Source organism: Wenyingzhuangia gilva (genome assembly GCF_030519655.1).
GTDB classification, from domain to species: domain Bacteria; phylum Bacteroidota; class Bacteroidia; order Flavobacteriales; family Flavobacteriaceae; genus Wenyingzhuangia; species Wenyingzhuangia gilva.
Map to the genome: position 1 here is coordinate 87,223 of NZ_JAUMIT010000005.1, position 14,232 is coordinate 101,454.

A 14,232-nucleotide genomic window follows, 5' to 3' on the forward strand; every position below is an offset into this window, starting at 1 on the left:
TATATCAACTTATGAAAAAAAATATCATTTCCTTTTTTTTGATGTTTTCGTTATTCCTAAATGCTCAAATTCCTAAGCTTAACGATTATAATCAAATATGGACAAGTCAAAGTAAAAATGCTTCAGAATCTATGCCTTTAGGAGGAGGAGATATAGGGGCGAATGTTTGGGTTGAACAAGGAAGTGTATATTTCTATTTTTCAAGAAGCGGAACATTTGATGAACACAATACCTTATTAAAACTTGGGCGTGTAAAATTAGAGTTAAGTCCAAATCCATTTAAAAATAGAGATGGGTTTCATCAGGAGTTGGTATTGCATGATGGTTATGTGAAAATTTCTCAAAACAATACGGAGATAAAACTTTGGGTAGATGTTTTTTACCCTGTCATTCATGTAGAAGTAAAAAGCAAACAAACTGTAAGTGTAAAAGCCTCTTACGAAAGTTGGAGACATAAAAATAGACCAGTAAAAGGAAAAGCCAATAATGCAAATTCGTACAAATGGGCTCCTCAAGGAGATATTATTACCTATAAAGATTCCATTGATTTTGAAAACAACAGCATTTCTTTTTATCATCAAAATAGAGAAAAAACTGTGTTTGATGTGGCGGTAGCACAGCAACAAATGGGAGTTGTAAAAAACCAAATGATGAATCCTTTAAAGTACTTAACTTTTGGAGGTGTTATGAAAGGAAAAAACATGAAGATTGCTGGAACGTATATTGGAAAATACCAAGATACCGATTTTAAAGGATTTAGTTTAGAGAGTGAAAAACTAAGTAAAAAACATCAATTATCAATTTATTTACACACCAATCAAAACAAAGATTTATCGTTTTATAAAAAAGGGTTGAAGGATTTTGTAGAGGCTTATACGACAGATGAAAAAAGAACAAAAAAATGGTGGAATCAGTATTGGAATAGAAGTTTTATCTACACTCAAAACAGAAATGTAAAAGCACATGATTCTGTATATCAAATAGGGCAAAATTATCAGTTGTTCCGTTATATGTTAGGAGCCAATGCTTATGGAAAATATCCAACAAAATTTAATGGTGGTTTGTTTACGGTAGACCCTGTTTTTACCAAAGAAGATCACCCTTTTACACCAGATTTTAGAAACTGGGGAGGGGGAACCATGACTCAACAAAATCAACGTTTGGTTTATTTTCCAATGTTAAAAAGTGGTGATTTTGATATGATGACATCACAATTAGATTATTATTTAACTCTTCAAAAAAATGCGGAGTTACGTAGTGAGGTTTATTGGAATCATAAGGGGGCTGCTTTTACAGAACAATTAGAGAATTTTGGATTGCCAAATCCCGCTGAATATAGTTGGAAACGTCCTGTAGATTATGATGCTGGAATGCAATACAATGCATGGCTAGAATATCAATGGGATACGGTTTTTGAGTTCTGTAAAATGATGTTAGAGCAAAAAGAATATGCAAATATTGATGTTAGAAAGTACAATAATTTTGTGTTGAGTTGCCTTCGTTTTTTTGATGAACATTATCAATATTTAGCAAAGAAGAGAGGAAGAAAAGCTTTAGATGTCAATGGTCATTTGGTTTTGTATCCGGGGTCTGCTGTAGAAACTTATAAAATGGCAAACAATGCCAATAGTACCATTTCTGCTTTAAAAGTAGTGACAGAAAAACTATTAAAATATTCTTCTGAAGATTTAACAACCGATGAGGTTATTTACTTAAAGGAGTTTCAGAAAAGAATTCCACCTTTAAATTTCAGGGAAATCAATCATCAAAAAGTATTAGCCCCTGCAAAAACATGGGAGCGTATCAATAACACTGAAGCAGCACAATTGTATCCAGTGTTTCCATGGAAGATTTACAGCATAGGAAAACCCGATTTAGAAGTGGCACAAAATACATATCAATTAGATGGAGATTTGTTAAAATTTAGAAGTCATGTAGGATGGAAGCAATCTAATATTATGGCTGCTAGATTGGGGCAAACAAAAGAAGCATCAAAATATACTTTGTTAAAAATGGCAAATTCAGAAAGAAGGTTTCCTGCTTTTTGGGGGCCTGGTTTTGATTGGGTGCCAGATCACAATTGGGGAGGAGCTGGAATGATTGGAATGCAAGAAATGTTGTTACAAGAAGTAAATGGAAAAATAGTGTTGTTTCCTGCTTGGCCAAAAGATTGGAATGTACATTTTAAGTTACATGCTCCTCAAAATACAACGGTAGAGGTTAAGCTAGAAAATGGTGTGGTTGAAATTATAGAAGTGTTTCCAGAATCAAGAAGAAAAGACATTCAAAATATATTAGAATACAGTAACCAAGAAAAAATAAATTTTAGATAGATGAGATTGATAAAAGATATTACGAGTTCATTGCTTTTGGCGGTATTTGCATTGTTAAATGTGCAATGTCAAAACAATCAGAAAACAGAAAAGCAAGTAGTAAAGGTAGATTTTGATTTTTCGGGAAGGAGAATATCAGAAGTTCACGATCCTTTATATCAATCTTGGGTGATTAACGAAGGAACAAAAGATGAAAAATCTTTTAATGGAGTGACCGTAAAACTAAAAGGAGATTTTAAATCTAATTGGGTAAAAATAGGAATGAGTGCTCCTCATTATGCTCAATTGGTAAGTGATGGATTGGTTTCTGAAAAAGAAGTAGAAATGACCATTAGCGGACTAAAACCAGGAAAACATTCATTGTTAACATTTCATAATACCTTTTCTAACTTAAGAGAGCGAACATTAACTCCTGTTAAAGTTTATGTAAATGGTAAAGAGGTAGAAACGGTTTTGCAAAGCAATAGAGCTTTTGCTAAAATTGAATCGGCAATAGCTTATTTAACTTTTACAGTAGAAAAAAACAAAGAGACCGTAATTCGTTTTGAAGGAACTAAAGGATCAGATATTTCTGAATTTGTGATCAATGGATTTGAGATAGATACCCCTAATCTTAAAAAACAAGCGAATACTCCACAGCCTGAAAATCTAGATGAGCATGTGGTTGCAGAAGATGAGTTAGATTTAACATGGAAATCTCCAAAAGGTACAGTAGCACATCATGTATATTTTGGAAAAAATAAAGAAGAAATAAAAAACGCAGATGAATCATCTTCTTTGTATCGAGGGGAGCTAAAATCAAACGAGTTTACAGTAAATGATTTGTATAGTATGGATACTTATTATTGGCGTGTTGATGAGGAGGATGAAAATGGAGACATTACCAAAGGAAATGTGTGGTCTTTTAGACCTGCACAATTGGCTTTTCCAGGAGCAGAAGGATATGGGCGTTTTGCCATTGGCGGACGTGGCGGAAAAGTAGTAGAAGTAACCAATTTAAATGACGATGGACCAGGAAGTTTCCGTGATGCTGTAAATCAGGAAATTGGACCCAGAACTATTGTCTTCAATGTATCAGGGAATATCGAGTTAAAATCAAGATTGGTCATCAATCAACCATATATTACTATAGCGGGACAAACAGCTCCGGGTGAAGGTGTAACTTTTACTAGAGCTCCTGTTGGGTTAACAGGAGATGATGGAATTGCACGCTTTATAAGAGTAAGAATTGGTGCTGGTAGAACTTATGATGGAATGGGACTTACAGGGGCAAATCATAGTATTATTGATCATTGTTCTATTAGTTGGACGATTGATGAATCGTTTAGTTCTAGAGGAGCTCACCATATTACCTTACAGCGTACTTTAATTTCAGAAGCTTTAAATGTAGCTGGTCATGGTAAATATGAAAAGGGAAAAATGCATGGATATGCAGCAACTATTGGAGGAGATATAGGAAGTTTCCATCACAATTTATTAGCCCATAACTACGGTAGGAATTGGAGTATGGGAGGTGGATTAAATGGAGATGGTTACTACTCTGGTCGATTAGATATTAGAAATAATGTAGTATATAACTGGGGGCATAGAACTACAGATGGAGGAGCTAACGAAGTGAATTTTGTGAATAATTATTACAAGCCAGGTGGAGCTTCAGATATTTTTGTTGCATTAACTGCCGATCATGAAGGAGTTGGTAAAGGAAGTCAACGTTACTTTTTTAAAGGAAACGTAATGCCTGGACATTTTGATGAAAATAATCAAGAAAAAGGTAGAACCTCTAAGATAAAAAATAATGAAATTGTAGAATATGAAACTTTTGTAGACCAACCATTTTTTCCATCTTATATAAATACACAATCAGCGGAGGCTGCATATAAAGACGTACTATCTGATGTTGGTGCTACTCAGCCATTTTTTGACAAACATGATCGCCGTATTGTGAAAGAAACTTTAAAAGGGACTTATAGCTATAAAGGAAAGAAAAGTAATCTACCAGGAATGATTGATACTGAAAAAGATGCAGGAGGTTTTCCAAATTATACAAGTGAAATTCGTGATAAAAATTGGGATACAGATCATGATGGTTTACCAAATTGGTGGGAAGAAGCTCATGGTTTAAATACGTCGTCACCTAAAAATGATTTTTCTGATGCCAATGCTGATAAAGATAGAGATGGGTTTACACAGTTAGAAGATTATTTAAATTGGATGGCACAACCTCACTATTTTATAGAAAATGGAGAAGTAATTGAATTTAATGTTGAAGGTTATTTTAAAGGATATGAAAATCAACCTAAGTATAGTTTTTCAGAAGTAAAGAATGGAAAAGTGTCTTTAAAAGATGGAAAGATATCATTTAAAAACAATCAAAGAGGATTTGCTTCTTTTAAAATTTCTGTAGAAGATAAAAAAGGAGATCAAATGACAAGAATAATTAATGTATTTGTAAAATAAGAACAATGAAAATAAATAAAGGAATTGTATTAGGGGTTTTAGCCATCAATGCTTTTGTTTTTGGACAAGAAAAAGGACTAGTAGCAAATGCTGCTAGTCCTTATAGTAAACTGCAAAGTGTAAACATGCAAGATGTTACTTGGACAAGTGGTTTTTGGAAAGAACAATTTGATGTGGAGGTAGAAAACACGTTGCCTTATATGTGGGAGTTGTATCATAATGATTCTATTACCCATGCGTATGCAAATTTTGAAATTGCAGCAGGGTTGATGAAAGGAAAACATGACGGTCCTTCTTTTCACGATGGTGATTTTTATAAAATTTTGGAAGGAATGGCGGCTACATATGCCGTTACTAAAGACAAAAATTTAGATAAAGAAATGGATAAAGCGATTGCATTATTTGCAAAAGCACAAAGAAAAGATGGATATATAAATACCCCTGTACTGATAGAAGAGCGCTGGGGAACCTTAGGACCTGAAGAATTACAAAAGCAATTGGGTTTTGAAAAGTATAACATGGGACATTTAATGACTGCTGCATGTGTACATTACAGAGCTACAGGAAAAGATAATTTTTTAGAAGTAGCAAAAGACGTAGCTGATTTTTTATATGATTTTTATAAAAAAGCATCGCCAGAATTAGCACGTAATGCTATTTGTCCATCCCATTATATGGGAATTATAGAAATGTATCGTACCGTAAAAGATCCACGTTATTTAGAGTTGGCTAACAATTTAATTGATATCCGTGGAACGACAAATGATGGTACGGATGATAATCAAGATCGTATTCCCTTTAGAGAGCAAACTACAGCCATGGGACATGCAGTTCGTGCAAATTATCTATATGCAGGTGTTGCCGATTTATATGCGGAAACAGGAGAGAAAAAATTATTAGATAATTTGGAGTCTATTTGGAATGATGTGGTGTATAGAAAAATGTACATCACAGGGGCTTGTGGAGCTTTGTATGATGGTGTTTCTCCCGATGGAACAGTCTATGATCCATCAGTTGTTCAGAAAATTCATCAAGCTTATGGAAGACCCTATCAGTTACCTAATGCGACCGCCCATAATGAAACCTGTGCGAATATTGGAAATGTATTATGGAACTGGAGAATGCTACAAATTACAGGTGAAGCTAAATATGCTGATATTGTGGAGTTGGCCTTATACAACAGTGTGATGTCTGGAGTGAGTTTAAGCGGACAAGAATTTTGTTATAACAATCCTTTAAATGTATCAGAAAATTTGCCTTTTAAACAACGTTGGGGGAATTTTAGAGAAGGATATATTTCTCTTTCCAATTGCTGTGCCCCTAATGTAACCAGAACTTTGGCAGAGGTAAATAATTATGCATATAATTTATCAAAAGATGGGTTGTATGTGAATTTGTATGGAAGTAACCATTTAAAAACGCAAACAATTGAAGGAGATAAAATAGAATTGGAACAAGAAACCAATTACCCATGGAATGGAAAAATTACTTTAAAAATTGTGAAAGCTCCTAAAAATACATTTGATATTTTGTTAAGAATTCCGGGTTGGAGTAAAAACTCAATCATTTCTATAAATAATAAAAAAATAGAGAAAGAAATTATATCAGGTACGTATTCTAAAATATCGAGAATTTGGAAAAAAGGAGATATCATCACATTAAATATTCCAATGTCTGTTGAAGTCATGCAAGCCAATCCTCTGGTAGAAGAAACCAAAAATCAAGTGGCAGTAAAAAGAGGTCCTATGGTCTATTGTTTAGAGACAGCTGATATGACTAAAAAAGTAGACATCAATAGTATTGTATTAGACGTAAATTCTGATTTTATGACCAAAAATATTATTATTAATAATAGAAAAGTAATAGGGTTAGAATCAAAAGTTTTTGTTGATAACAAAAATTGGAAAAATTCTTTATACAAGTCTATATCAGAAAATAAAGAAAGTATCAATATAACACTAGTTCCTTATTATAGTTGGGGTAACAGATCTAAAGAAGAAATGACGGTTTGGATGTCGTACTAACCATAAAAAAAGACCTAAAGTATTCAATACTTTAGGTCTTTTTTTATTCAAAAAATAATCATGTTGTTACTGCACTATAATTTTTTGGGTATGTAATACTTGTCTAGTTTTCGTATTAATTATGTTCAAAATATAGACACCTTGATCGTCTATGGAGATTTTTTCTATCTCATTACTAATCGTACCGGTTTTTATAAATCTTCCATAGATATCATATATTTGATATTCTGACTCTTTACTAGTCTTGTTCATTTGTATAAAAAAAGAACCATTGTTAGGAACAGGCCAAATTTTAAATTTTGAAGCAACTGTCTCTTTAGTATTCAATAAGTTGTAACCGTTAAGAATGTTTACGGTACGTGTCATACTGTCTCCCTCATTATCTGTTACTGTAAAATCAAAAGAACCAAGTCCTGTTGTTGATGGTGTAAACTCAGCAATGTTACCTGTTAGATTAGTAGTTCCATTGACAGTATTTGAAATTTGATAAGAAGGATTGTTGATAAAACCTCTTGAAAGTTCTTGTAGATTAATACTGATTTTTTCACCAGATTCAGTGCTGTAATGTGGTAAAGACATCCACTGTAAGTAGTAATCTAAATTGGTGTAACCATCTAAATTGTCATCTGCATTGGCATCTGAAAAATCATTAGCTCCAGAATTAATATTGGTACCTATAATGTTTTCCCACCAGTTAGGTAAACCATCATTGTCAGAGTCCCAGTCACTTGCTCTTATTATCTCTGGATAATTTTCATATCCGCCAGAATCTGCTTCGTTATCAGGGAAACCTTTTTTACCAGTAACACTACCCGTAACAGAGTAGGTTCCATTTAAAGTTTCTGAAACCATTCTTTGATCATGATCATCAAAACTAGGTTGTGTAGCACCCACATCAGAAAGAACTATTTTATAAGCATGTTTAGCAGTTTGAGTTGTTACATGTGATGGAAAGAAAGGTTGGTCTACAAATGTTTCGTATTCATATGAAGCACCGTTAGAGTATCTTATTCTTCTACCAGCTGATTGATTATTTTCATCAAAATGCCCAGGCATAACGTTTCCAGAAAAATAGGCACGTTGCATACCCATTCCAACATTTTCGTGTTCTTGAGTAAATGCATAAAAAAGAGTTGTTCCTGCTCCTGGTTTGTAATAATTGTTCACAAAATTCACTTCTTTAGTACCACCATCTGTAGCTCTTGAACCCCAGTTGTATACAACGTTATTTGTAATGTCCATTGAACCAGCGTAGTATCCATTACCGTCTAAACCACCTGCCAAACTCCAGTTTCTACCGTAGTTATGTGCTAATAAATTGTGATGGAAACTTCCTATGTCTCCTCCAATGCTAGCTGCATAACCGTGCTCTGTTCCAACAGGATAGTTTTGATGTCCAGCAGCATTTAGAGCTTCAGAAATTAATGTACGTTGTAAGGTAATGTTGTTTGCTCCTCTTGAACTAAAAGCTTCATCAATCGTCCAACTAATAGAACAATGATCAATAATACTATGATTTGCACCTGTAAGCCCCATTCCGTCAAATGTTGAACCACCACCTAAGCGAACTCTTATATTTTGAACAACATTATCGTTACCTGTAATACCAAAAGGAGCTTTTCTAATGGTAATTCCTTTTCCAGGTGCTGTTTGACCAGCAATGGTAACATAAGGTTTACTAGATACTAATCTAGATTGTAGCTGTATGATACCAGAAACATTAAATACAATAGTTCTAGGACCTATGTCGTTAGTAACTGCTTCTCGTAAGCTTCCAGGTCCGCTGTCATTTAGATTAGTTACTACAACGACTTTACCACCACGACCACCACGTGCAAAACGTCCATAACCTTCTGCACCAGGGAAAGCCAATTGTGCAGGTTTAAACATCCAAGTGCTCCCTTTGGTTATTTTGTTATTTGCATCAATTTGATCTATTCTCCAATAATAAGTTTCTCCACTATACAATCCATTTAGTTGAAAAGTATTATTAGTATTGTCTTGATTCCCCATAAATTCTGATGATGCTGTATTAGCTTCGTTAACATCATTTATATCAGTACCATAGTAGATGTCTTGAGAAACAGTACTAGCAGCAGGAGTCCATTGTAGTAATAGATTATTTGAGTTTAATTCTACATGTTCGTTATTGTGTGCAGGAATTGGATTACTTGCTTGGTTAAATATATTTGGTGTATTTAGCTCAAAACCATTTAGCAAAACGTTTTTAAAATCTTCAGATCCAGATGTTTCAGCTGCAAATAAAATGACAACATCAGTATTTTCAGTAGCTTCAAATGTTAAATATACTGACTTAGCATCGGTTGTATTTAAAGCACGAATTGATGGAGCTACGTTGTCTTCAACTATATTGCCATCAATAGAAATGTCAATAGGACTGTATGTATAACTATCACTGTCTACGGCATTTAAATAAACAAGTAAACTATGTTCTCCTGCAGCTAAACCACCCAGACGAAGCTCAATCTGACCTCCTTGATTAGCAGTACCACCTTTTACAGTAATTCCATCATTTACTAATTTTGCAGCAGCACCAGATTGAATTCCTGCTTTGTACCAGCTAGAACTTATTTGATCTCCAAAGTTACCTGTTTTGTTTATTGTAAAAGTAACTCCGTTTTCAGTTTTTGTTGCTGTTGTGGCTCCAGAAATAACCCATGGTGTATATCCAACTTGATTGACTTCTGATTGACTTCTACCTGCTTGATCAAAGTCTATTTTAACAACAGGGGTTTGTGCTTGTAATTGGTTAGTTTGAGCCAAACAAAAAAACAGAAATGATTTTGCTAAGTTTTTAATTATTGGTTTTAATATCATAATTCTATAGTGTAATTAAAGTATTTGTAGTGGCGTAAGATAGCTAGTTATTGATATCGAAAAAGCAGGAATATTAGTATTACAAATATTCCTGCTTTTAAGTTGTCATAAATTATGTACAATTACTGTACTAATAATTTTACTGATTTTGTACCTTCAGCTGTTTTTATAGTTGCAATCCATGGCCCTGATTTAAATTCAAAATCAATATCTTCAGAAGTAGTTAATGATTTTACCAAAGCTCCAGTGATACTATAAATCTTAACTTCTGATTTAGATTTTACACCAGATACGTATACTCGGTTTCCTCTAGCCTTCAAATCGGTAGTTACTTTAGTATTGTTGTAAGTACTAAGCGCTAGAGTTTTGCTGTAAACACCATTTTCATAAACTTTAGTTTCAACATTAGCTCCTAACGAAACATCTACTTTTCCTAAATAGATTCTATACACACGTAATGTACCACCTCTATTTGCAAGTTTGTATGTTCCGGCATCAGTTGCTTGAAACTGCATAACTCTTGGAGCTTCATCACCAGTATCGGCACCATCTATAGGCCCTTCAAAAGCACCTGTACCACTTCCCCAATCATTGTACTCTACAGGTACTCCGGTTCCTCCTTCGTTTTGAAATTTGATATATCCAGTACTAAAACCAAGTGTTCCATTACCTTCAATATCAGTGTATTGACCAGCTCCTACAACAGTAACCCATTGAGCTGCTTCTAAGTTTATTAGGAAACCTCTACCCCCACTTCTGTTCCATCTTTTTTCACCAGGAGTCGTAAATTGTAAACAACCAGGGAATAAGTTAGGGTCTACATTATCTGGCATTTCTGTACGCTCATCAAAACGAGTAACGTTCTTGTTAACAGTTAATATTCTATCACTATTGCTATCTCTTTGAAAAACAAGATCAGCACCTCCATCTAAATCAGCTAAATTTGTTGGTTTAGTATACAAACTTCCTCCACCAAGTAAAGTACCTCCTGGAGGTGTTGGAGAAGAACCTTTAGAAGTTACTTGAAAACGAGCATCCGAACCGGCATATTTTTTGTTTTTTGTAGCTATTAATAAGGATTCAGAGCTATGACCGCTTTCATTCTCATATCCTTCCATAGGGAATTGTTCAACACCATTTTCGTCAGTATATTGAATCTGTCTATTGTAGTTAGCAAATGCATTTAGGTAGTTTAGAGGCATTACGTTTTCAAACCCTGCTCCTAATTCCTTAGCTCCAAAATCCCAATACTTAATGTCTTGAGCGTAAAAACTTGTTACAAAAAGCATCAATACTAGTTTTAATAAAAGTAATTGTTTTTTCATGTTGATATTATGTTTTTAGATTTAATTATTAATAGTGTTTTTTGATATAAATTATAAATATATCAGAATATATGACTGCAATTTAAGAATTTATCACTTTTTTTTAATATGTTTTTGTTCTTCGGTCGATTTTGTAAATCTATATAATTGCGTTAAGCTGATGACTGTGTGTTATAGATTTATTGAATACTGTAATAAGAACGATTATATCTACAGTTATCTATTTAAAGGCAACAATACATGGATAGTAACGAATTTTTATTTTATTGATAATAAGGTTTTAACTGTTGTTTTAGAGATTTAAAGTTTATGTGTGTATGACAATTTATAAATTTTATGAGATTTTTTTTATAAAATCGACCGTCGTTCAATAAAGTTGTTTAATTATTAATAATTATTAAAATTGCACCGTGTTATTTTAAGGTATATTTATTTATACTGCATAAATAATATTAAATATTAACTAAACAAAACATTTAATTATGAAAAAACAAATTACTTTATTGTTGACGTTTTTGTTTGCTTTTGCATTTAACGTTATGCAAACGCAGGCACAGGTAAAAAACGTACTTTACATCAATCAGGTTGGTGTTGAAGCACCATCAGGGTCTGGAGCTTCAATACCAGGAGATGACCCAATAACTAGAATGCTAAGTTCTGATTCAAACTTCACGGTTTCTTATGTTGAAATTGATCAGCAATTTAATGTAACTAAAGTAGGTGCTAATAATGTTGGTAGCAATGCGGTAGGACAAACTATTAATTTTAGTGGTTTTGATTTAATCATAGCTTCGGATAGTATGGCTTCTTCAAATGATATTTTTAAAGATGGTAATCCTTTGCATATTGATGAACTTACTGTTCCAGTAATCTACTCAAAAACATTTGCGTTTAGAGGTGGATATGTTGATGCTGCTGATGGACTAATTAAAAACACAGATGCCGTTAGCTTAACTAATGGAGCTAAGGTAACAGAAACACAAAACTTATCTGTTACTGTTTTAAATACAGCTGATGATATGTTTAGTGGTATTGATTTTACAGGAGGAAATGAAGTTCAATTATTTAGAACAACTTCAGATGATAGAGGAAATCAATCAGGTATTAAAGCTATAGATGTACTAAATGGCTTAGATAACTCTACTTCAGGTACTTTATTAGCAGCTGTAAAGGAAGTTATAGCAGGAGAAGAAGATAAAGCTGCAGTTATAAATTACATTCCTTCTGGAACAACCCTTGGGTCTAATACTGAAATTACAAGTAAAGACATTGTAATTTTTGGATTTAGCTATGGTGCTACTGTAAAAAAAGACGGAGGTAATGTAACTTCAGAATATCTAACGATTTGGAGAAATGCGGCGTATAAATTAACTGGGCAAGTACCTCCAGCTACATTGTATGTTAACTCAGACTATGATAAATATGAAATTATTACTGAAACAACTGTTTACGACTTTAGAGATGGTTCAATAATTCCAAATTCTGTAGATGGTTATGTAATTACTGGGTCTCCAGAAGCAGAAGCTGCACCACAAACGGACAGGTTAAAAAGTGCTGATGGTGCTTTAGATTATAGACATATTGCTGGCGATAACTATCATGGAAGTACTTATGGGTTAGATTTGAAAGCGGGTTCTAGAGTTTTTATAAAACCTTTAGCTACATCTGTTGTTAAAGTGCCTTTATCTCAATATTCAAATTTAGAATTTGATTTAAAATTACCTAATCATAACAAAAAAGCTATTATAACAGTTAATGGAGTTCCGGCTGGTTCTGTAAGTACTTACCAAGAAATTTTAAATGCTACAGCTGCCGACGGAAATGATTTACAAGAATTTATTACTATAGAATATTTTCATAAAAGTGGGCAAAGTTTAGAGTTTACGGCATCTAATGTTAATGGAGGTTCAGATATTTATTTACCATATATTGAGGTTACATATGAAATCTTACAAAGAAAACCTACGGAAGTTCTTTATGTGACTAAAGCTGGTTTTGCTTCAGGAGAAGGAGCTTCGGTTTCAACAAATGACCCAATTATCAGAATGTTACAAGATGATGAGAATTTTAATGTAACTGTGGTTGAAGTTGATGGGGCTGGAACAGGGGTAGATTTTACAGGTTATGATTTGGCAATAGCTCAGGAAACTTTTAGTTCTGGCGATGATATATGGAAGTCTACTGGGGCTTTTGGAATTCAAAATATTACTATTCCTGTGATTTACAATAAAACTTGGGCTTTAAGAAACGGTAAAGGAATTTCTTCTGCAGGAGCTACAGTTGTACTTTCGGGAGAAGTATCGGTTACTATAGATCCTAGCAATCAGTCTAATACTTTATTTAGTGGAATTGATTTTTCTAGTTCAAATGACATAAGGTTGTATAACGAGTTATCAGATAATTATGGTACAGCTGGAGCGGTCGGAACAAATGCTATTGATGTATTACAAAATATTGAAATTAGTACTACAGGAACAAATCTTGCAACAGTTTCAGATTTAACTACATCAACAGATACATCAATTGTTATTAATGAGATCCCATCTGGAACACAGATAGGTACAGTAGCTACAGATGTATTACAGGCTCCTGTAATTGCTTTTGCTTTTAATTATGGTCCAATCATTAAAGGTGATGGAGCAAATATATCTCCAGAAGCATTAACTGTCTGGAGGAATGCGGCTTACAAATTAAGTGGTCTTTCTGTTCCGACTACTCTAGTAGATAATCCAGCATATGTTCCGTTGAGTATTGATAAAGTAGGTGAGTTCTCTAATGTTTCTTCAAATGTTAACTCTTTTGGAGGTAAAGTATATATATCAAATGTTAAAACGACCACTCAGGTTAAAGTTTATAGTATTGCAGGAGTTTTAGTTAAAACTGTAACCACAAAAGATGATACTAGTTTTGAATTAGGTTCTGGTATTTGGATTGCTACTGTAAAAACAGAAGAGGGTATGAAATCAGTTAAGTTTGTTACAAATTAATTTGTTAGCGTAAAGTAAATTAATATTGTAATTAAGAAGGTGGCTTGTATGTTAATACAAGTCACCTTTTTTATTTGTAGGTATTAGCTCATTGTATACAAAAGATAACTGTAAGATCCTTATTGTTTTTTATTAGTGATTGGATTAAGTATTTAAAAAGTAATCAGTTAGTATGCTTATTTATTTGTATTTTTTTACTTGATTTTATGGAATTGTTCACAGTTCAAAAATAGTAGTGAATTATTATTAATTTGACAATATTTGTAAC

General features: G+C 33.3%; 6 protein-coding genes. 4 read left to right on the top strand and 2 right to left on the bottom strand.

Features of this window, described 5'->3' with window-relative positions:
- Nucleotides 1-11: 11 nt before the first annotated feature.
- From QVZ41_RS10600 to QVZ41_RS10610, 3 genes are read left to right on the top strand one after another with little or no spacing between them, the layout of a single operon-like run.
- Nucleotides 12-2,333, top strand: coding sequence for a DUF5703 domain-containing protein (locus QVZ41_RS10600; RefSeq protein WP_302884547.1), 2,322 nt, complete (start codon nucleotides 12-14; stop codon nucleotides 2,331-2,333).
- Complete coding sequence (locus QVZ41_RS10605; RefSeq protein WP_302884548.1) at nucleotides 2,334-4,790, top strand: pectate lyase family protein; 2,457 nt, start codon at nucleotides 2,334-2,336, stop codon at nucleotides 4,788-4,790.
- A 5-nt stretch (nucleotides 4,791-4,795) separates the two neighbouring features.
- Nucleotides 4,796-6,814 carry an aceric acid hydrolase gene (locus tag QVZ41_RS10610; RefSeq protein ID WP_302884549.1) on the top strand — a complete coding sequence of 673 codons (2,019 nt, stop codon included), beginning with the start codon at nucleotides 4,796-4,798 and terminating at the stop codon, nucleotides 6,812-6,814.
- 66 nt (nucleotides 6,815-6,880) lie between these two features.
- Here the strand turns inward: QVZ41_RS10610 and QVZ41_RS10615 are convergent, their stop codons facing one another.
- A complete protein-coding gene (locus QVZ41_RS10615; RefSeq protein ID WP_302884550.1) occupies nucleotides 6,881-9,652 on the bottom strand; it encodes a T9SS type A sorting domain-containing protein in 2,772 nt (923 codons plus the stop codon).
- 122 nt (nucleotides 9,653-9,774) lie between these two features.
- Complete coding sequence (locus tag QVZ41_RS10620) at nucleotides 9,775-10,977, bottom strand: T9SS type A sorting domain-containing protein (protein ID WP_302884551.1); 1,203 nt, start codon at nucleotides 10,975-10,977, stop codon at nucleotides 9,775-9,777.
- A 482-nt stretch (nucleotides 10,978-11,459) separates the two neighbouring features.
- Between QVZ41_RS10620 and QVZ41_RS10625 the strand changes: the two genes are divergently transcribed.
- A complete protein-coding gene (locus QVZ41_RS10625; protein ID WP_302884552.1) occupies nucleotides 11,460-13,964 on the top strand; it encodes a T9SS type A sorting domain-containing protein in 2,505 nt (834 codons plus the stop codon).
- The last annotated feature ends 268 nt before the right edge of the window (nucleotides 13,965-14,232 follow it).